The following is an 18,988-nucleotide window of genomic DNA, read 5'->3' on the forward strand; positions in this document are numbered from 1 at the left end:
CATATGACCATATAGTCGCTCGCGTCTAGCCATCGCGCCCATAGAATTCCTGCCTTTCCGGACGGCATCGAATAAAGGAATGGCATGCGTTTGACTCAACAATTGAAAATCGCGGGCATGGCCGCCATGCTGGCGCTGGCCGGTGCGGCTCAAGCAGGCACAGTCGATACCATCAAGAAACGCGGCGAGCTGGTCTGCGGCGTGAGCCAGGGGTCCGCAGGCTTGTCCATTGCCGACAAGCAAGGCCGTTGGACCGGCCTGGACGCGGACCTCTGCCGCGCGCTGGCCGCGGCCGTGCTCGGCGATCCAGAGAAGACGCGCTTCGTACCGCTGAGTTCGCAGCAGCGTTTTCCCGCGCTGCAATCGGGCGAGATCGACGTGCTGAACCGCAACACCACCATTACCTCCAGCCGCGACGCCGGCCTGGGCATCGCCTCCGCCGGCATCGTTTTCTATGACGGCCAGGGCTTTCTGGTGCCGCGCAAGCTGGGCGTCAAGAGCGCGACGGAACTCGAAGGCGCGCAGGTCTGCGTGCAGCCTGGCACGGTCAACGAGCAAAACCTGGTCGACTACTTCAAGAAGCACAAGCTGAGCTATCGTCCGGTCGTCATCGAGAATCTGGTCGAACTCGAGCAAGCCTTCTACGCCGGGCGCTGCGACGTCTACCTGTCGGATGCGTCCACCCTGGCCGCCAGCCGCGCGGCCCGCGCCAGCCAGCCCGACGACTTCGTCATCCTGCCCGAACGCATCAACAAGTCGCCGCTGGGCCCCTTCGTGCGGCAGGACGATGCCAACTGGGCGGCCATCGTGCGCTGGACCATCAATGCGCTGGTGGCGGCCGAGGAACTCGGCATCACCGCCCAGAACGCCGACAGCCAGGCGCAAAGCAACGACGCCCAGGTGCGCCGCCTGCTGGGCGTGGACCCCGGCATAGGCAAGAGCTTCGGCCTGGACGAAGGCTGGGCCCGCAATGCCATCAAGGCCGTGGGCAACTATGGCGAAGTCTGGAACCGCAATCTGGGCGCCGCGACGCCGCTGAAGCTGGAGCGCGGGCTGAACGCGCAATGGAACCAGGGCGGGCTGCTGTACTCGCCGCCGTTCCAATGATTCTGGCCGTTTGAGCGCCACGGGCGGGCCTTGAGCCCGCCTTTCTTGCATTTGCCCCCTCCTTTTCCATCATGGTTGCGACCACTCTTCCTTATCCCTCCACCGGCCGGTGGCGGCGCTGGCTGCCTGCGTTGGCGTGGACGCTCGCGCTCGGCGGCATGGCTGCCGTCCTGCTCTCGCACATCGAATCGGTGCAGACCGCGCGCGGCATCCAGGGCGGCTTCGGCTTCCTGTTCCAGCCCGCAGGTTTCCGCATTTCGGAAAGCCTGCTGGACATCACGCCGGAAGATCCCTATTGGATGTCGATAGCCGCCGGCCTGGTCAACACCTTGACCGTGGCCGCCGTGGCGATCCCGCTGGCGACGCTGCTGGGATTGGGACTGGGCCTGTTGCGCATGTCGCGCAACCCCTGGGCTGCACGCTGCGCCGCCGCCATCATCGCGCCCTTGCGCAACACGCCAGTCCTGCTGCAACTCTTCGTCTGGTACGGGCTGCTGCTGCGCCTGCCCGACCTGCGCCAGGCTTGGTCGCCGCTGCCGCACCTGCTGCTGTCCAATCGCGGATTGGCCTTGCCAGCCGTGCACGGCTGGCTGCCTTACGCGGCCGCGGCGGCCATCGCGCTGGCGCTGGGCGGATTCGCGCGCCGCCGCTGGGGCAATCCCGCGCCGTATGCCGTGCTGGCCGGCGCGCTGCTGGCATGGATGCTGTTGCCGCCCATGCGCATCGACATGCCGGTCAGGCGCGGCCTGGGTCTGCAGGGAGGCTGGCAGCCCAGCATCGAATTCGCGGCGCTGACGATAGGCCTGGTGGTGTTCCATGCAGCCTACATCGCCGACATCGCCCGCGCGGCCGTGCGCGCCGTGCCGGTCGGACTGGTGGAGGCCGGCCAGGCGCTGGGCCTGAAGCCCCGCAGCGTGCTGCGGCTGGTGATCGCGCCCTATGCCGCCCGCGTGGCGCTGCCGCCCTATGCCAACCAGTGCCTGGCGCTGGTGAAGAACAGCACCCTGGCCATTGCCATCGGCTATCAGGAATTGATGGCGGTGATCAACACCGCCATCACGCAGACCGGCCTGGCGCTCGAAGGCATCACGCTGGCCGTCGCGGTGTATCTCGGTCTGGCGCTGGCGCTGGGCGGCGGATTGTCGGCCTGGAACGCGCGTAATACCCGCCACGGTCCCGGCGACACGCACAGCGCGCGCCTGGGCGAGCGGCCCACCTGGAACCCTGCCGGCGAACGTCGTGGTTGGCGCGGCTGGCTGGTTTCGGCCGCATTGGCCGCCGCCGTGGGCTTGATCCTATGGCGCCTGCTGGAATGGGCGTTGCTCGGTGCGGTGTGGCGCGGCGACCCCGCAGCATGCGCGGGCGCGGCCGGCGCATGCTGGGCCGCCGTGGGCGAGAACCTGCCCCTGCTGTTCTTCGGCGCCATGGCCCAGGCCGACCGCGCGCCGGCGCTGGCCGCCAGCGCAGCCCTGCTTGCCGGGGTTGCGCTGGCGCTGACTGCCCCGCGCATGCGTGCAGCGGTGCGCGCGGCATTGCTCGCCGTCCTGTTGGGCGCGGCCATCAGCGCGCTGTCCGGTTGGCCTTGGGGCGGCGCCGCCATCGGGCCGCAACGCTGGGGCGGATTGCTCGTCACATTGATCCTGGCCATCTCCGCCTTGCTCGCCGCCGTGCCGCTGGCTTTCGCGCTCGCGCTATTGCGCCGTAGCCACAACCGCGCCGCCTCGCTGGCCGCCGCCGGGCTGATCGAGGCCGTGCGCGGCGTGCCGCTGGTGACGCAGTTGCTGTTCGCATCCTTCGTGCTGCCCATGTTGCTGGGCGGCGGCGTGTCCAAGTTCGCCATGGCGCTGGCCGCGCTGACGCTGCACACCGCCTGCCTGCTGGCGGAGGTGCTGCGCGGCGCGCTGCAAGCCATACCGCCCGGCCAGATGATGGCGGCGCGCGCCTTGGGCATGCCTGCGGCCATGGCCTATGGTTCGGTGATCTGGCCGCAGGCCCGCCGCATTGCCGCGCCTGCCGCCCTGGGCGTATTCGTGGGTGCGGTCAAGGACACATCGCTGGTCAGCATCATCGGCGTGTTCGATGTGCTCGGTGCGGCAAAGGCGGTGGTGGCCGGCACCGATTGGCGGCCCTATCACGTCGAGGTCTACCTGGCCGTGGCCGCCTTGTACTTTGCGGCCAGCCTGGCCCTGTCGCGCGCGGCCCGCGCCATGGAAGGCAAGACCGGTCGCGCTTGAGGCCAGCATGACGCCGTGGGCGCGGAGGACCCGCTTCAGAAACGCTCGTCCATCAGCGCCGGCATGACGATTTCCCGCACGAACGACGCGTCCGACAGATTCAGCAGCGCGCGTGTCATCGCCACCACGTCGTGCACCGGTATCAAACTGCCCTCTCCCCGCAGGCTGGCGGCGTCGCGCGGCACGTCCAGGCCGTCTTCCGTGTTCAGGTAGCCCAATTGCAGGCAGGTCACCGCCAGCCGCCGCGCCCTGAAGCTCTCGCGCAAGGCGTCGGCGATGCCGCGCAACGCGTGCTTGGACGCGCCGAACGTGACTTCGGGACGGCCGCTGCCGGCCAGCGCGGAAGTCGAGCCGGTCAGGATGACTTGCGGCTTGCGTGCGCCCAGGACGCGCGGAATCAAGCGCTGAAGCAAGAGGATGGTCGCGGTGACGTTGATGTTCACCATGCGCGCGATCTCCGCCGGCGAGTCAGCCAGGAAATCGTAATCCTCGCTGAAGGCGTGCTCTTCCCAGACGCCCAGGTTGTAGAGGATGGCATCCAGTCCATCCGGGGCCTGCGCGGCAATCTGCTCGACGGCGGCCTCGGGGCGTGACAGGTCGGCTGCTATCCAGCGCAGTTCGCAACCGGGCGGCACAGTAATGTCCGCCGGCGCGCGCCGAGCCACGCCCACGATCAACGAGGCATCCTGGCCCAATCCCTCCACGAATGCCCTGCCCAGTCCCTTGCTGGCGCCTACTACCATGACCCGCATTGCTGCCTCCGTTCGATCGCGCCTGGGCAAACGGCAATGCTGCCCGCGGCAATGACGCCGGGTATAGCACGATCAGCGCCGGATTCCCGCAATGCCCGCAAGCGCTGGCGGGCATTGCGCGGCTAGCGGACCGCGCCCTGCAGCCATGCCGGCCGCGGCGCCGCGTCCAGCCAGTTCTTGACGATCAGCCCCAGCTCGGTATCGCCCGAGATCCGCAGCCGGCGCTGGAAAAACAAGGTATCGGCGTCCGTTTCCGAACGCATCAAGGCCAGCAGATCGGCCAACTTCGCGCCCAGCTCCAGTTCGGCGGGAGCGCCGTTCCATACCGGCCGGAAGGCGCCCTGGCGCACCGCGAAGCTGCTGCGCAGGCCCAGGTCCTCGACCGTGATGGCGAAGCTGCGGCCTTCCAGTTCGGACGGCGGTGTGAGCCATTTCAGCCGCCGCGCCAGTTCCAGTCCGGCGGTGAAGTGCAGCGAGACGAACGGCGCGGGTAGACGCCGGCCCAGCCTGGCGAGCACGCCCGGCACTTGAATCGCCGCGCTCATGCCACGGCCTCCAACAGATCGATGCCCGGCTGGCCATGGAAGTAGCCGTTGCAGCGGACCATGCCCGCGGGCGGTTGCGCCTCCATCGGCGCCAGGCCGCGCCGCATCGCATCCAACGCGGCGATCGCGTCCAGCGTGCCGGCCGATTGCGGACTCACCCGCAGCACCTCCACGCCCATGGCGGCCAGCGCCGGCGCCTGCGACAGCAGGTCCAGGCAGGCTCCGGACTGCACCTGGATACCGTTGATCGCCAGGAAATCCCTCGATTCCCGCGTGCGCATGTCCAGGCCGTCCGGATGCTCGATGCAGCGAAAGCCGCAGTCGTCCTTCTTCAAACGGAAATGCCGTGCGGTGAAGCAGCGCGCCGAGAACGCCAACGCCATGCGGCCCCAGACCATGACTTCCGCCTCCAGGCCGGCAGGCCTTTCCGCCATGAGAAGAGCCAGCGTCCGGCCGTCCATTTCCAGCGGCGCGACGAAGCGCGCGGCGCCGCGCGCGGCCAGCCATTCGAGGGTGCCGCCGTGATAGGCATTGACATGGGGCCCCGCCACGAAGGCGCGGCCGTTCAGGTGCCGCACCGCGCCCAGCTCGCCGGCTTCAACCATGAAGTCGTCCTGCCCGCAGAGCTTCTTCAACGCGCTGGCCTCGGCGCCGGTCTCGATCAGCGTGCGGCCCGACAGCACCACCGTCTTGCCCGCGGCGCGCAGGTCGCGCGCCAGCTCCATCCAGTCCTCGGCGCGCAGCTCGTGCCTGCGGCTACAGACGGTTTCGCCCACGTAGATGATGTCGGCGGGGCTATCGGCCAGCGACGCGTAGAAATCCAGCGTGTGCTGGCGCGGCCAGTAGTACTGCAACGGTGCGACCGATATCCGGTACGCGCTAGGTTTCATTTCCATGGACGTTCGAATGCGCCTTGCGTGACTTGGGAACCCTCGGAATGGCGCGCCAGCATGGCGTTCCATTCGGGACGGGGCGAAAAGCGGGAAGCGTCCGCATGCGCGCTGTCCAACGCGGCGCGCAAGGTCGACACCACCTGGGTGACATAGGCCGGGCTGCGCTGCCGCCCTTCGATCTTGACGGCGGACACGCCCATCTCCGCCAACCGCGGCAACAGGCCGATGGCGTTCAGGCTGGTGGGTTCCTCCAGCGCGTGATCCGCCTGGCCGTCCACATCGAAGCGGCCCTTGCACAGGGTGGGATAGGCGGCGGGTTCGCCCGGTTCGTAGCGGTCGATCAGGATGCCGTTCAAGCGCGCATCCATGCGGCCGTTCTCTTCCGACCAGCGCACGGCATGCGCGGGCGAACAGACGCCCTTGTTGTTGGGAGAATCGCCGGTGGCGTAGGACGACAACAGACAGCGGCCTTCGGCCATGACGCACAGGCTGCCGAAGCCGAACACTTCGACCTCGACGCTGACATTGGCGCAGATGCGCGCGATCTCCGCCAGCGTCAGCACGCGCGGCAGCACCACGCGGCGTATGCCGAACTGTTCCTTCATCAGCTCGATGGCGTCAGCATGCGTGGCGGAACCCTGCACCGACAGGTGCAGGCGCAGGTCCGGATAGCGGTCGCTGGCGTAGGCCAGCAGCCCGGCGTCGGCCATGATGACCGCATCGGCGCCCAATCCATAGGCAGCGTCGACGGCGGCGCGCCATTCGGGCGCCCGGCCGGCCTGCACAAACGTGTTGATGGCGAACAGCACTTGCCGTCCGCGGCTGTGGGCCAGCTCGACGCCGGCGCGGATATCGCTTTCGGTGAAATTGAGCCCGGCGAAGTTGCGGGCATTGGTGGCGTTCTTGAGCCCGAGGTAGACGGTGTCGGCGCCGGCATCGATTGCGGCCTTCAGCGCGGCCAGGCTGCCGGCGGGGGCCACGAGCTCCATGGGAGAGGTTCGAGTTTCCATGCCGGCCAGTCTATGGGGCCGCCACGCCCCTGGCCTTGTCGCAGATCAAACGGCCCGTGCCGAATGCCGCATGCCGCCCTATTCTTCCGTGTACAGGCCGTGTTCGACCGCGTACACCGCGACCTGCACCCGGCTGGTGAGGTTCAGTTTCTTCAACACGTTCTGCACGTGGATCTTGACCGTGCTTTCGCTGACGTCCAGTTCGCGCGCAATCACCTTGTTGCTGGCGCCGCGCGCCAGCCATTGCACGATTTGGGTTTCGCGCGCGGTGAGGCGATGGCGCTCGGCGCTGCCCCCTAGCTGCGGCGCTTGCGCGGCCAGGCTGGCCTGGCCGCGGAATTGCTCGACCAGCTTGGCCGTCATGCTTTCGGCGATGACCGGCTCGCCGCCCGCCGCGCGGCGGATCGCGGCGGTCAGCGCCTCGGCGTCGATGTTCTTGACCAGATAGCCGCGGGCGCCGTCGCGCAGCGCCTGCCCCAGTTCGTCGGCCTCTTCCGACACCGTCAGGATGATGACCGCGCACGATGGCAATTCCTGCGTCAGCAGTTGCAGCGTTTCCAGCCCCGACAGGCCCGGCAGGTTGAGGTCCAGCAGCACCACGTCCGGCTTGAGTTCCTTGGCGCGTTTCAGGCCTTCGACGCCGTCGCCGGCCTCGGCCACGACCTCGAAGTCGGGCTGGCGTTGCAGCAGCAGGCGCACGCCCGAGCGGAACAGGGTGTGGTCGTCGACGAGGAGTATACGGATGGGCATGGTCGGAATATTCAAGCGGCCTGGCGTTCGCTGCCGGGCAAGGTCAGCGCGACGCGCGTGCCGGCGCCGGGCTGCGATTCAAGTTTTATCACGGCGCGCATGCGCGCGGCGCGTTCGCGCATGATGTGCAGGCCCACGTGCGATTCGCCGCGTTCGGCCACCTCGGCGGGGTCGTACCCTTGGCCGTCGTCGGCAATGACCAGGCTGAAGTCGCGGTCGTTGGCGACGTCAATGCGCACGTGGCTGGCTTCGGAATGCTTGCGCACGTTGGACAGCGCTTCCTGCAGGATGAAGAGCACCTGCAACTGCTCGTCGGGTGCCAGCGGTGCGCCCACGCCAGGGCCGAAGCGCAGCTCGGTTTCGATCCCGGTCTGCCGCCGGAACCGCGCCACGGTGTCTTCGATACCGGCCTGCAGGTCGCCCTGCGACAGCTTGGTGCGGAAGTTGGTCAGCAGTTCGCGCACGTCCTGGTAGCTTTCGTCCACGCCGGTGCGCAACAGCGGCAGGATCTCGTCGATCTCCGCCTGGTCGCCGCGCTTGACGGCGGCGTCCAGCATCTGCAATTGCAGGTTCAGGAAGTTCAGGCCCTGGGCCAAACTGTCGTGCAGTCCCTGCGCCACCAGCCCGCGTTCGCGCACCACCGCCAGTTGGCGCGCCTGCGCGCTGAGGCGGCGGTTGTCCAGGGCCACGCCCAGATGCTGGCCCAGTGTTTCCAGCAACTGCGATTCGGCCGGTGACAAGCGGCGCTGCTGGCGGAAATGCAGGGAATATGAACCCAGCACCTCGTCGCGCGTGACGATGCGGAACACGGCCACGCTGGCAAAGCCGTCGCGCTGGCAATTCAGTTCCATGGCCGGCGGCGACTCGCGGAAATCCTGGATGACGATGACCCCAGCCTGCCGCGTGGCGACGCCGCAATAGCAGTCGTTCACACGCATGCAATGCTCGGACTCGACCAGTTCGTCCGACAGCCCCACCGACACCATCAGGTTGAGCTTCTCGTTGTTGGGATCCAGCGCCCGGATGCTGCCGCCCTCGGCGTCGAACTGCAGCATCACGCGCCGCAAGAAGCCGTCGCACAGCGCCTCGATCTCGTTGGGCTGGTTCAGGAAGGCGGCCATGTCGTAGAGCGCGCCGATGTCGCGGTTCTGCGCGGCCAGTTGCGCGGTCTTTTCTTCCACCCGCCGCTCCAGGCCGGTGTACAAATCCTGCAATTCATCGGCCATGCGGTTGTAGCCGCGCGCCAGCACGCCGAACTCGTCCTGGCTTTCCACCGGCAGCCGGGTGCTGAATTCCCTGGCCGCCATGCGTTGCAGGCCATCGCGCAGGCGCAGTACCGGCGAAATGATCCAGAGGTAAAGCAGGTAGATCATTGCCAGCGTGCCGGCGCTGGCGATAGCCGCCAGCACGCCCTGCGACAACCGCAGCGAGGTGGTCTTGCCGGCGTTGTCCTGTTCGATCATGCGCACCAGCGTGTCGGCCCGGGCCACGAATTCCGGCAGGGTCTCCAGATAGGTGGCGGCATCCGGCTGGGCCAGGGCGCGCGCGGCGGCCGGCTTCATGATGTCGTACCAGTAGGCGGCCACGTCATGCCATTGCTTGCGGATGGCCTCGTCGTTGGGAATGAACAGCGGGCGCGCGGGGTTGCCGCGCGCCAGCCGCGCGATGGTGTCGTCCATGAGCAGGACCTGCTCGTTGGTGCGGAACTCGCGTCCGGCCTGCGGCCGCATCAGTTCCACCGCCACGCGGTTGGCCCGCATGCGCAGGCTGCCCGTGTCGTTGATGGCCGCGCCCGCGCCTTCCAGCTGCCAGGACAGCCATAGCGTCCAGCTGACCATGGACAGCACCACCACCAGCGCCACCAGGGAGCTGATGACGATGCGCGTGGACAGGCGATGCCAGGGCGAAGGCAGGCCGTCGGCTGGGGCGGCGGTATCGGTGGGCTTCATGGCTTTCAACGCGGTCTTGCTGGAGGAATGCTGCGGCTTCCAGTGTAGCCGCAGCGCCTCTTGTTCCGGAGCCACGCCCTCAAGCCAGCCCCAGGGTGCGGCAAATGAAATCCGCGACTTGCGCCGGCTCGTTGACCGGCAGGCAGGGCAAATCGGTATCCAGCGGCGCGTCGGTGGCCACCGCCAGGAAGCTGCTGTCTTGCGCATGCAGGGGCGGCTTGCCCAGGGCCGGCCGGTACACTTCGATGCGCGGGATCGCGGCCTGCTTGAAGCCTTCGACCAGCACCAGGTCGGCCGGCGACAGGCGCGCCAGCTGCTCGTCCAGCGTGGGTTCCGGCGCGTCGCGCAGCTCGTGGACGATGGCGTAGCGGAACGGCGAGGCCACCATCACCTCCAGGGCGCCCGCCTGGCGGAAGCGCGCGCTATCCTTGCCGGGCGGCTCCATCTGGAAATCGTGGTGGCTATGCTTGATGACGCTGACCCGCAGGCCGCGCGCGGCCAACAGCGGCAACATGGCCTCGATCAGGGTGGTCTTGCCGCTGCCGGAACGGCCGGCGATGCCGAAAACTGGGGTCATGCAAGCTCCGTGAACAATGGGCATACGATGGGCAGGAATCCATCCGCCCGCGCCGAGTATGCCAGCAAAGCGCCCGCCACCAGGTCGAAGTACCAGCCATGCAGGGTCAGGCTGCCCGCCTCCACCGCGCGCCGCACAAAGGGCAGGTCTTCCAGATTGCGCAGCGAAATCAGGATCGAGGCCTGCTCGCAGGCGCGACGGCGTTCGGCCGCGGTCGCCTGCGGCATCTGCTGCAGCACCTGCCTGCGGGCCGGTTCCGCGATGTCCATCCAGCGCTCCAGGTAGTCGGTCTCGCCGTCGCCCCGGGTGCGCCGGTCCATCAGCGCCCGTATGCCGCCGCAGTGGGCGTGGCCCAGCACGATGATGCGGCTGACCTGCAACTGCTCCACCGCGAACTGTATCGCGGCCAGCACGCCCTGCAGGCCGCGGTCGGTGCTGGCCGGCGGCACCAGATTGGCGACATTGCGCACCGTGAAGATGTCGCCGGGGTCGCAGCCCAGCAGCATGGCCGGATCCACCCGCGAATCGCAGCAGCCCACCAGCAAGGTGCTGGGGTGCTGGCCTTCGCAGAGATTGCGGTATAGCGATGGCGCGTCCTCGTAGTACTGCTGCTGAAAGCGCTGGAAGCCGTCGACCAGCCGTTCGATGTCGCGCATGTCAGCCTCCCGTCTGCGCCATGAAGCGCACGATGCGTTCCGGACGGGCCACAAAATCGTGGCGTTCCGGCTTGGCGGCGATGCCGGCCCGGATCGCCTGGATCAATTCGGCGTCGCTGGCGCCCGCGCGCAGCAGGCGGCCCAGCGGCACCTGGTCTTCCTGCCCCAGGCACAAGTACAGGGTGCCGTCCACGCCCAGCCGGACGCGGTTGCAGCTCGCGCAGAAATGGCGCGACATGGGGGTGATCACGCCCAGCACAGGCGTCCCATGGCCCGTGGTCCAGTAGCGCGCCGGTCCCGCGCCCGCCCCGCCCAGGGCGGGAACCAGGCCGGTTTCGGCGGCCAGCCGGGCTCCCAGGGCATTCAAGTCGGTGTGGGCGTAGCCCTGGCCGCAGCTGCCCATGGGCATGGGCTCGATCAGGCGCAGCACGAAGCCCTGCGCCACCGCGTAATCCAGCAGCCTGCGCACTTCGGCCTCGGGCGTGGCCGCATGCACCACGCTGTTGAGCTTGATGGGCGCAAAGCCCGCCTGTTTGGCCGCCGCCAGCCCGGCCAGCACCGACTCCAGGCAATCCCGGCCGGTGATCTGGCTGAAGGCGGCGGCATCCAGCGTGTCCAGGCTGATGTTCAGCCGGTCCACGCCCGCGGCGCGCAGGTCGTGCGCGTGGCGCGCGAGCTGCGTGCCGTTGGTGGACACGGACAGATCCTTCAAGCCGGGCATGGCGGCGATGACGCCAGCCAGACCTGCAACGCCGCGGCGCAGCAGCGGCTCGCCGCCGGTCAGCCGGACCTTGCTCACGCCCAACCCGGCGAACAACCCCACCAGCCGCGCCATCTCGTCGTGGCGCAGCCAATTCGCGGGGGTTTCGAATCCTTTGAAATCCTTGGGCAGGCAATAGCTGCAACGCAGGTCGCAGCGGTCCGTGACCGACACCCTCAGATAGTCGATGCGGCGGCCATGGCCGTCCACCAGAGGTCCCGCAGCCGGCTCGTCCATCATGCGGCGCTCCCGCTGTAGACGCGCTCGGGCTCTTCGCCCTGCAGGTCTATGCCCTGGATGTCGGCGCGTTCGACCAGCAGCTTGGCGTACTGGCGCCAGGCCGTATCGCGGCTCATGGACGACAGCGCGGCGGCGATCTGTCCGGCCACATGCTCGTAGGGTTGCATGCGGCCTTCGATACGCCGCGTGACGCGCACGATATGCAGGCCGTGGCGGGTTTCCAGCAACTGCGGCAACAGGCCTCCCGCGGGCAGCGCGAACACCGCCCGCTCGAATTCCGGTACCGTGTCGCCGCGGCCCAGTTGGCCCAGGCTGCCGCCCACCGCGGCGGACGGGCAGTTCGATTGTTCGCGCGCCACCTCGGCGAAGCGCGACGGATCTTCCATCAACTCCGCCAGCACGGCGTTGCCATGGGCCCGCAGCATGTCCAGGTTCACGCCCGGCGTGACCTGGAACAGGATGTGGTCCGCCTCGATCAGCTCGCCCGCCATGAAGCGTTGCGGGTGCATCTGGTAGAAGCGGCGGCAGGCGGCCTCGTCGGCCTCGGGCGCCGGCGCCTCGCGGGCCAGCAAGGCGCCGATGGCGCCCTCCTCGTCCGCGGGGTCCAGGCCCAGCCGGCTGGCCTCGTCCAGCAGCACGCGGCGCAGCACCAGGGCGGTGATCGCCTCGCGCATGGGATTGCCGGCCTCCGCATGCAGCGGCAGTTCGCGTTCCAGATCCGCGTCGTTCAGTTCGACGCCATTGACGATGACAGGCATGGTCGGCTCCTGGGACAGGGAATCAGCGCGGACGGACCAGCTGCCAGGCGCGGCCCAGATAGCCCACCGAGGCGAAGCCGCTCCAGACGTGGACCAGGCGCGTGAACGGAAAGATCACGAACAGCGTGAGGCCCATGAAGAGGTGCGCCTTGAACAACAGCGGCACGTCGGCAATATGGCTGGCCGCGTCGCCCTGGAAGGTGACGATGTGCTGCGCCCAGGTCATCAGGCGCACCATCATTTCACCGTCCATGTGGCCGGCCGACAGCGCGATGGTGGACAGGCCCAGCAACAGCGTGACCAGGATCCACAACAGCAGCAGCTTGTCGCCGGGCCGCGTGGTGGCGCGGATGCGCGGGTCGCTCAGGCGGCGATGGATCAGGATCAGGAGGCCGATCAGGCACAGCCCGCCCATGACGCCGCCGGCCACCATGGCCACGGTCTGCTTCAGGCTGTGCGACACGCCCAGCGTGTCCCACACCACCACCGGCGTCAGCAATCCGGCCAGATGCCCGAAGAACAGGCCCAGGATGCCGACGTGGAACAGGATGTTGCCCAGCCGCAATTGCCCGCGGTGCAGCAGCTGCGAGCTGTCCGTCTTCCAGGTGTATTGCTCGCGCTCGAAGCGCACGAGGCTGCCCAACAGGAAGATCGTCAGCGCGATGTAGGGATAGATGCCGAAGAAGAACTGATTCAGGGAGTTCATGATGCGTCGTCCTGAAGATTAATGAGCCGCGGGCGCGCGGGGATAGAAGCGCACGGTCTGCGCGCCATCGCCCGAGAACGGCCGCAGCAGCGGTTCCACGCCGTCCGCGCCTATGCCGAACGTTTCCATCGCCTCGTCCATGTCGCGCACGGGCGCCTCGGTCTGTTCGCGCGGAATCACGCGGGACTGGGCGCGCAGCACCGCGAAGATGCAGGCGTAGGGGCTTTCGCCCTTGGCCAGGCGCGCGCCGATGGCGGCCAGCACGTGGATGGCGTCGTCCAGCAGGTCCTGCGCCTGGGCCGGGTCGATGACGCCCAGGAACTCCAGGAACAGCGGCACATGGTCAGGCAGCTCGGACACCACCGGCTCGAATCCGTGCTCGCGGTAGGTGTCCAGCAGGTCCACCATGGCCTGGCCGCGGTCGCGGCTTTCGCCGTGCACGTGTTCGAACAAGTGCAGCGAATGCGAGCGGTTGCGGTCAAAGGTGGCGACGTAGTTCTCCTGCAGCGCGATCAGGTCGTTGGTGGCCAGGTAGCCGACCAGCGGCTGCAGGGTTTCCTCTGCGTCGGGATAGTCGGCCAAGGCGGTTTCGACTTCACCCAGCGCGTCCAGCAGCTCGGGTTCCGGGTAGCACAGCAAGGCGGAAAGCAGGCGGTAAAGACTCATGGTTTTCTCCTTTCCTAGGCCGAAGCGGCCTTCTTGCGGGATTTCGGCATCTCGATGAAGATCTCGCTGCCCTGGGGCTTGCGTCCGAACAAGGTGCCTTCCGACACCCCGCCGGAGCAGCCGTTGCCGAAGGTGAAGCCGCAGCTGCCCTTCTCGTTGAAGCTGTCCTCGACGACTTCCTTGTGGCTGCTGGGTACCACGAAGCGGTCCTCGTAGTCGGCGATGGCCATGATCTTGTACATGTCCTGCACCGTGGCCTCCGTCAGCCCCACCTGGTCCAGCAAGGCCGTGTCGCGTTCGCCATGCACGGTCTCGGAGCGCTTGTAGGCGCGCATGGCCAGCATGCGTTCCAGCGCCTGCACCACCGGCGCTTCCTTGCCGGCCGTGAGCAGGTTGGCCAGGTAGCGTACCGGGATGCGCAGGCTGGAGACGTCGGGAATCATGCCGCTCTTGCCCACCGTGCGGCGCGGCATCTGGCCGGACTCGGCGGCCGTCTGGATGGGCGACAGCGGCGGGATGTACCAGACCATGGGCAAGGTGCGGTATTCGGGATGCAGCGGGAAGGCGACGCGCCACTCCACCGCCATCTTGTAGACCGGCGATTTACGCGCGGCCTCCAGCCACGATTCCGGGATGCCCTGCTCGCGCGCCGCGGCAATCACCTCGGGCGAATGCGGGTCCAGGAACAGGTCGAGCTGCGACTGGTACAGGTCCTGTTCGCTGGCGGTGGACGCAGCGTGCTCGATCTGGTCGGCGTCATACAGCATCACGCCCAGGTAGCGGATGCGGCCCACGCAGGTTTCCGAACACACGGTCGGCTGGCCGGCCTCGATGCGCGGATAGCAGAAGGTGCACTTCTCGGCCTTGCCGCTACTCCAGTTGTAGTAGATCTTCTTGTACGGGCAGCCCGAGATGCACATGCGCCAGCCGCGGCACTTGTCCTGGTCGACCAGCACGATGCCGTCGTCTTCACGCTTGTAGATGGAACCGGACGGGCAGCTGGCGACACAGGCCGGGTTCAGGCAGTGTTCGCACAGGCGCGGCAGGTACATCATGAAGGTGTTCTCGAAGGTCGAGTACATCTCCTTCTGCACGCCCTCGAACAAGGCGTCGCGGCTGCGCGCGCTGAATTCGCCGCCCAGGTCGTCTTCCCAGTTCGGGCCCCAATGGATCTTGTCCATTTTCTTGCCGGTCAGCACCGACACCGGACGCGCGGTGGGCGGCGTCTGCGACAGCGGCGCCTTTTGCAGGTGCTCGTAGTCGAAGGTGAACGGCTCGTAGTAGTCGTCGATCTGCGGCAGGTTCGGGTTGGCGAAGAGGTTGGCCAGGATGCGCAGCTTGCCGCCCTGGCGCGGTTCCAGCTTGCCGGCGGCGGTACGCTTCCAGCCGCCCTTCCACTTGTCCTGATTCTCCCATTCCTTGGGATAGCCGATGCCGGGCTTGGTTTCCACGTTGTTGAACCAGGCGTACTCGACGCCGTCGCGGCTGGTCCAGACGTTCTTGCAGGTGACCGAGCAAGTGTGGCAGCCGATGCACTTGTCCAGGTTCAGCACCATGCCGATTTGGGCGCGTATCCTCATGATTGCTTCTCTTCTTGTTGCGTTGCTTCAACCAGCGGACCTTCGAGCCAGTCCACCTTCTTCATCTTGCGCAGCACCACGAATTCATCGCGGTTGGCGCCCACCGTGCCGTAGTAGTTGAAGCCGTAGGCCTGCTGGGCGTAGCCGCCGATCATGTGCGTGGGCTTGAGCACCGTGCGCGTGACCGAGTTATGGATGCCGCCGCGCTTGCCGCTGGTTTCCGCCCCAGGCACGTTCACGATCTTTTCCTGCGCGTGGTACATCAGGCACATGCCCACCGGCACGCGCTGGCTGACCACCACCCGCGCCGTCAGGGTGCCGTTCACGTTGAAGACTTCGACCCAGTCGTTGTCGACCAGCCCGGCCTGCTTGGCCTCGGCTTCCGAGATCCACACGTGGGGACCGCCGCGGCTCAGCGTCAGCATGCGCAGGTTGTCCGAGTACGTGCTGTGGATGCCCCATTTCTGGTGCGGAGTCAGCCAGTTCAGGACCAGTTCCTTCTCGCCGTTCGGGTAGCGGCCCAGCATGGGCGCAACCGTCTTGGTGTCGATGGCCGGCTTGTACACGCAGGAGCCTTCGCCGAAGTCCAGCATCCAGCGGTGGTCCTGGTAGAACTGCTGGCGGCCGGTCAGCGTGCGCCATGGAATCAGCTCGTGCACGTTGGTGTAGCCGGCGTTGTAGCTGACCTCTTCGCTTTCCAGACCCGACCAGGTGGGTGCGGAGATGATCTTGCGCGGCTGCGCCTGGATGTCGCGGAAGCGGATCTTGTCGTGCTCGCGGCCGATGGCCAGGTGCGCGTGGTCGCGTCCGGTGATCTTGCCCAACGCTTCCCAGGCCTTGACCGACACGTGGCCATTGGTCTCGGGCGCGAAAGTCAGGATCATCTCGGCCGCATCGATGGCGGTGTCGAGCTTGGGCCGGCCCTGGCTCACGCCCGGCTCGGTCACGGCCTCGTTGATGCCGGCCAGCTCATGCACCTCGTGCTCGGTGTTCCAGTTGATGCCCTTGCCGCCGTTGCCCAGCTTGTCCAACAGCGGCCCCACCGAGGTGAACTTGCGGTAGATGTCGTTGTAGTCGCGTTCGACCACCGTCATGTTGGGCGCGGTCTTGCCGGGAACCAGGTCGCATTCGCCCAGCTTCCAGTCCTTGGGTTCGAAAGCCTGGCCCAGTTCTCCCGGGGTGTCGTGCATCAGCGGGGTCAGCACCACGTCACGGCGCTTGCCCAGGTAGGGGCCGCCGATCTCGCTGAACTTCTTGGCCAGCAGCTTGTAGATCTCCCAGTCGGTCTTGCTTTCCCACAGCGGCTGCACGGCTTCGCTCAGCGGGTGGATGAAGGGGTGCATGTCCGACGTATTGAGGTCGTCCTTTTCATACCAGGTGGCCGTGGGCAGCACGATGTCGCCATACAGGCAGGTGGTGCTCATGCGGAAGTCCAGCACCGTCAGCAGGTCCAGCTTGCCTTCGGCGGCGTCTTCCTGGTAGGTCACCTCGGCGGGCTTGATCGCTTCGGCTTCGTCGCCGAACACCGCGTTCTGCGTGCCCAGCAGGTATTTCAGGAAGTACTCGTGGCCCTTGCCGCTGGAGCCCAGGATGTTGGAGCGCCACACGAACATGTTGCGCGGGAAGTTGGCCGGGTCGTCGGGGTTCTCGCAGGACATGCGCAGTTCGCCCGACTTCAGCTGTTCGGCCACGTAAGCCACCGGGTCCTTGCCCTGGCTTTCGGCCTGCGCCACCACGTCCAGCGGATTGGTGCGCAATTGCGGCGCCGACGGCAGCCAGCCCATGCGCTCGGCGCGGGCGTTCAGGTCGATCATGCTGAGGTCGCCATAGCGGCCACGGTCCGCCGTCGGGCCCAGGATCTCCTGGACGTTCAGCTTTTCATGGCGCCACTGGCTGGTGTGCGCATAGAAGAACGACGTGCCGTTCATCTGGCGCGGCGGGCGGACCCAGTCGGCGGCGAAGGCCAGCGGCGCCCAGCCGAACTGCGGGCGCAGTTTTTCCTGGCCCACGTAGTGCGCCCAGCCGCCGCCGCTCTTGCCGACGCAGCCGCACATCATCAGCATGTTGATGATGCCGCGGTAGATCATGTCCATGTGGTACCAGTGGTTCAGGCCGGCGCCGACGATCACCATGGACTTGCCTTCGGTATCGTGGGCGTTCTGCGCGAACTCGCGCGCCACCTGGATGACCTGCGCGCGCGGCACGCCGGTGTGCTTTTCCTGCCAGGCGGGCGTGTAAGGCACGTCATCGTCATAGGAGCTGGCGACGTTGCCGCCGCCCAGGCCGCGGTCCAGGCCGTAGTTGGCCATCTGCAGGTCGTACACCGTGGCCACCAGGGCCTCGCTGCCGTCGGCCAGGCGGATGCGGCGCGCAGGCACATTGCGCACCTGCAGCTCGCCATGCTCGCTGCCGAAGTACGGGAAACCCACGCCGACCACGGCGTCGGACTGATCCAACAGGCTCAGCGCGGGTTCGATCTCGCGGCCGCTGCCGCCGTCCTTGGACTCCAGGTTCCAACGGCCGACCTTCTCGCCGCCGTTGACCGCGCCCTCGCCCCAGCGAAAACCGATGCTGCCATTGGGCGCGACCAGGTCGCCGGTCTTGGCGTCCAGCACCAGCGTCTTCCAGTCGGGGTTGTTCTGTTCGCCCAGGGCGCCGTCCAGATGCGAGGCGCGCAGGAAGTGGTCCGGCGCGTGGAAGCCGTCGCGCTCCTTCAGCAGCACCAGCATGGGCATGTCGGTGTAGCGGCGCACGTAGTCGCGGAAGTATTCCGACGCGCCGGACAGATGGAATTCCTTCAGGATCACATGGCCCATGGCCATGGCGAGCGCGGCATCCGTGCCCTGCTTGGGCGCCAGCCAGATGTCGCCGAACTTGACCATTTCGCCGAAGTCGCTGGACACGGCCACCGTCTTGGTGCCCTTGTAGCGGACCTCGGTGTAGAAGTGCGCGTCGGGCGTGCGGGTCTGGGGCACGTTGGAGCCCCACACCATCAGGTAGGTCGAGTTGTACCAGTCGGCCGATTCCGGCACGTCGGTCTGTTCGCCCCAGATCTGCGGGCTGGCGGGCGGCAGGTCGCAGTACCAGTCGTAAAAGCTCAGGCAGGCGCCGCCCAGCAGGCTGAGATAGCGCGCGCCTGCCGCATAGCTGACCATGGACATGGCCGGGATCGGCGAAAAGCCGATCACGCGGTCAGGGCCGAACTTCTTGATCGTGAGCGCGTTGGCGGCGGCCACGATCTCCATCGCCGTGTCCCAGTCCGCACGCACGAAGCCGCCCAGTCCGCGCACGGCCTTGTAGCGCTTGGCGCGCTTGGGATCTTGGCTGATCCATTCCCAGGCCGCGATCGGGTCCATGGTCTTGCGCGCCTCGCGCCACATTTCCATGAGGCGGCCGCGGATCATCGGATACTTCACGCGCTGCGCCGAGTAGACGTACCAGCTGTAGGAGGCGCCTCGCGGACAGCCGCGGGGTTCATGGTTGGGCAGGTCCGGCCGCGTGCGCGGGTAGTCGGTCTGCTGGGTTTCCCAGGTGATCAGGCCGTTCTTGACGTAGACCTTCCAGGAGCAGGAGCCGGTGCAGTTCACGCCGTGCGTCGAACGCACCACCTTGTCATGCTGCCAGCGGGCGCGGTAGGCGTTCTCCCACTTGCGGTCCTCGTTGACCGTTTCGCCGTGACCGTCCGCGAAGGTGGATTTCACCCGCGACATGAACTTCAAGCGGTCCAGAAAATGGCTCATTCTCTATTCTCCAAGAGCGCCGGCCCCGCCGGCGCGTACTGCGATCGATGCTGTTGAATCCATTG

General features: G+C 67.2%; 16 protein-coding genes. 2 read left to right on the forward strand and 14 right to left on the reverse strand.

Features of this window, described 5'->3' with window-relative positions:
- The first annotated feature begins 84 nt into the window (after nt 1-84).
- Together NGK62_RS21815 and NGK62_RS21820 are read left to right on the forward strand one after the other, a co-directional pair.
- Nucleotides 85-1,107, forward strand: a complete 1,023-nt coding sequence (locus tag NGK62_RS21815; RefSeq protein WP_251880314.1) for an amino acid ABC transporter substrate-binding protein — start codon at nt 85-87, stop codon at nt 1,105-1,107.
- Between the two features lie 158 nt (nt 1,108-1,265).
- On the forward strand, nt 1,266-3,341 hold the full coding sequence (locus tag NGK62_RS21820) for an ABC transporter permease subunit (RefSeq protein WP_251880316.1): 2,076 nt from the start codon (nt 1,266-1,268) through the stop codon (nt 3,339-3,341).
- A gap of 35 nt (nt 3,342-3,376) precedes the next feature.
- Here NGK62_RS21820 and NGK62_RS21825 read toward each other — a convergent pair whose 3' ends face one another.
- From NGK62_RS21825 to NGK62_RS21890, 14 genes are all read right to left on the reverse strand, one after another.
- Entirely contained in the window at nt 3,377-4,093 is a 717-nt protein-coding gene (locus NGK62_RS21825; protein WP_251880318.1) for an SDR family NAD(P)-dependent oxidoreductase, read from the reverse strand.
- A 122-nt stretch (nt 4,094-4,215) separates the two neighbouring features.
- Nucleotides 4,216-4,638: a ubiquinone anaerobic biosynthesis accessory factor UbiT gene (ubiT, locus tag NGK62_RS21830; RefSeq protein ID WP_059379692.1), complete on the reverse strand. Its 423-nt coding sequence runs from the start codon at nt 4,636-4,638 to the stop codon at nt 4,216-4,218.
- A complete protein-coding gene (locus tag NGK62_RS21835; RefSeq protein WP_373428965.1) occupies nt 4,635-5,534 on the reverse strand; it encodes a U32 family peptidase in 900 nt (299 codons plus the stop codon). Before NGK62_RS21835 ends, ubiT begins: the two co-directional genes overlap by 4 nt.
- Nucleotides 5,525-6,541 (reverse strand): ubiquinone anaerobic biosynthesis protein UbiU, encoded by a 1,017-nt coding sequence (ubiU, locus tag NGK62_RS21840; RefSeq protein ID WP_251880320.1) that lies wholly within the window; start codon nt 6,539-6,541, stop codon nt 5,525-5,527. Before ubiU ends, NGK62_RS21835 begins: the two co-directional genes overlap by 10 nt.
- Before the next feature lie 78 nt (nt 6,542-6,619).
- Entirely contained in the window at nt 6,620-7,291 is a 672-nt protein-coding gene (locus NGK62_RS21845; protein ID WP_251880322.1) for a response regulator, read from the reverse strand.
- A gap of 11 nt (nt 7,292-7,302) precedes the next feature.
- Nucleotides 7,303-9,240 (reverse strand): type IV pili methyl-accepting chemotaxis transducer N-terminal domain-containing protein, encoded by a 1,938-nt coding sequence (locus NGK62_RS21850; RefSeq protein ID WP_251880930.1) that lies wholly within the window; start codon nt 9,238-9,240, stop codon nt 7,303-7,305.
- A gap of 79 nt (nt 9,241-9,319) precedes the next feature.
- Entirely contained in the window at nt 9,320-9,817 is a 498-nt protein-coding gene (mobB, locus tag NGK62_RS21855; RefSeq protein ID WP_251880324.1) for a molybdopterin-guanine dinucleotide biosynthesis protein B, read from the reverse strand.
- Nucleotides 9,814-10,473 carry a carbonic anhydrase gene (locus tag NGK62_RS21860; protein ID WP_059379687.1) on the reverse strand — a complete coding sequence of 220 codons (660 nt, stop codon included), beginning with the start codon at nt 10,471-10,473 and terminating at the stop codon, nt 9,814-9,816. Before NGK62_RS21860 ends, mobB begins: the two co-directional genes overlap by 4 nt.
- 1 nt (nt 10,474) lies before the next feature.
- The gene (gene moaA, locus NGK62_RS21865) at nt 10,475-11,473 is read right to left on the reverse strand and encodes a GTP 3',8-cyclase MoaA (protein ID WP_118931948.1); all 999 of its coding nucleotides are present in this window, start codon (nt 11,471-11,473) and stop codon (nt 10,475-10,477) included.
- Nucleotides 11,470-12,231, reverse strand: coding sequence for a peptidylprolyl isomerase (locus NGK62_RS21870; RefSeq protein WP_118931947.1), 762 nt, complete (start codon nt 12,229-12,231; stop codon nt 11,470-11,472). The genes moaA and NGK62_RS21870 overlap by 4 nt, the downstream gene beginning before the upstream one ends.
- A gap of 22 nt (nt 12,232-12,253) precedes the next feature.
- Entirely contained in the window at nt 12,254-12,937 is a 684-nt protein-coding gene (narI, locus tag NGK62_RS21875) for a respiratory nitrate reductase subunit gamma (protein ID WP_059379684.1), read from the reverse strand.
- A gap of 18 nt (nt 12,938-12,955) precedes the next feature.
- Entirely contained in the window at nt 12,956-13,603 is a 648-nt protein-coding gene (gene narJ / locus NGK62_RS21880) for a nitrate reductase molybdenum cofactor assembly chaperone (protein WP_054454743.1), read from the reverse strand.
- A 14-nt stretch (nt 13,604-13,617) separates the two neighbouring features.
- On the reverse strand, nt 13,618-15,183 hold the full coding sequence (narH, locus tag NGK62_RS21885; protein WP_251880326.1) for a nitrate reductase subunit beta: 1,566 nt from the start codon (nt 15,181-15,183) through the stop codon (nt 13,618-13,620).
- Nucleotides 15,180-18,923: a nitrate reductase subunit alpha gene (locus NGK62_RS21890; protein ID WP_251880328.1), complete on the reverse strand. Its 3,744-nt coding sequence runs from the start codon at nt 18,921-18,923 to the stop codon at nt 15,180-15,182. The genes narH and NGK62_RS21890 overlap by 4 nt, the downstream gene beginning before the upstream one ends.
- Nucleotides 18,924-18,988 lie beyond the last annotated feature (65 nt).

It is taken from the genome of Achromobacter sp. Marseille-Q4954 (assembly GCF_943737025.1).
GTDB lineage: Bacteria > Pseudomonadota > Gammaproteobacteria > Burkholderiales > Burkholderiaceae_B > Achromobacter > Achromobacter bronchisepticus_A.

What these genes read in the sequence shown, in the direction of transcription:
- NGK62_RS21815 (WP_251880314.1), top strand. Translation starts at nt 85, where the DNA reads ATGCGTTTGACTCAACAATTGAAAATCGCGGGCATGGCCGCCATGCTG.
- NGK62_RS21845 (WP_251880322.1), bottom strand. Translation starts at nt 7,291, where the DNA reads ATGCCCATCCGTATACTCCTCGTCGACGACCACACCCTGTTCCGCTCG.
- NGK62_RS21870 (WP_118931947.1), bottom strand. Translation starts at nt 12,231, where the DNA reads ATGCCTGTCATCGTCAATGGCGTCGAACTGAACGACGCGGATCTGGAA.
- narH (WP_251880326.1), bottom strand. Translation starts at nt 15,183, where the DNA reads ATGAGGATACGCGCCCAAATCGGCATGGTGCTGAACCTGGACAAGTGC.
- moaA (WP_118931948.1), bottom strand. Translation starts at nt 11,473, where the DNA reads ATGATGGACGAGCCGGCTGCGGGACCTCTGGTGGACGGCCATGGCCGC.
- ubiT (WP_059379692.1), bottom strand. Translation starts at nt 4,638, where the DNA reads ATGAGCGCGGCGATTCAAGTGCCGGGCGTGCTCGCCAGGCTGGGCCGG.
- narI (WP_059379684.1), bottom strand. Translation starts at nt 12,937, where the DNA reads ATGAACTCCCTGAATCAGTTCTTCTTCGGCATCTATCCCTACATCGCG.
- NGK62_RS21890 (WP_251880328.1), bottom strand. Translation starts at nt 18,923, where the DNA reads ATGAGCCATTTTCTGGACCGCTTGAAGTTCATGTCGCGGGTGAAATCC.
- NGK62_RS21835 (WP_373428965.1), bottom strand. Translation starts at nt 5,534, where the DNA reads ATGGAAATGAAACCTAGCGCGTACCGGATATCGGTCGCACCGTTGCAG.
- ubiU (WP_251880320.1), bottom strand. Translation starts at nt 6,541, where the DNA reads ATGGAAACTCGAACCTCTCCCATGGAGCTCGTGGCCCCCGCCGGCAGC.
- NGK62_RS21825 (WP_251880318.1), bottom strand. Translation starts at nt 4,093, where the DNA reads ATGCGGGTCATGGTAGTAGGCGCCAGCAAGGGACTGGGCAGGGCATTC.
- narJ (WP_054454743.1), bottom strand. Translation starts at nt 13,603, where the DNA reads ATGAGTCTTTACCGCCTGCTTTCCGCCTTGCTGTGCTACCCGGAACCC.
- mobB (WP_251880324.1), bottom strand. Translation starts at nt 9,817, where the DNA reads ATGACCCCAGTTTTCGGCATCGCCGGCCGTTCCGGCAGCGGCAAGACC.
- NGK62_RS21850 (WP_251880930.1), bottom strand. Translation starts at nt 9,240, where the DNA reads ATGAAGCCCACCGATACCGCCGCCCCAGCCGACGGCCTGCCTTCGCCC.
- NGK62_RS21820 (WP_251880316.1), top strand. Translation starts at nt 1,266, where the DNA reads ATGGCTGCCGTCCTGCTCTCGCACATCGAATCGGTGCAGACCGCGCGC.
- NGK62_RS21860 (WP_059379687.1), bottom strand. Translation starts at nt 10,473, where the DNA reads ATGCGCGACATCGAACGGCTGGTCGACGGCTTCCAGCGCTTTCAGCAG.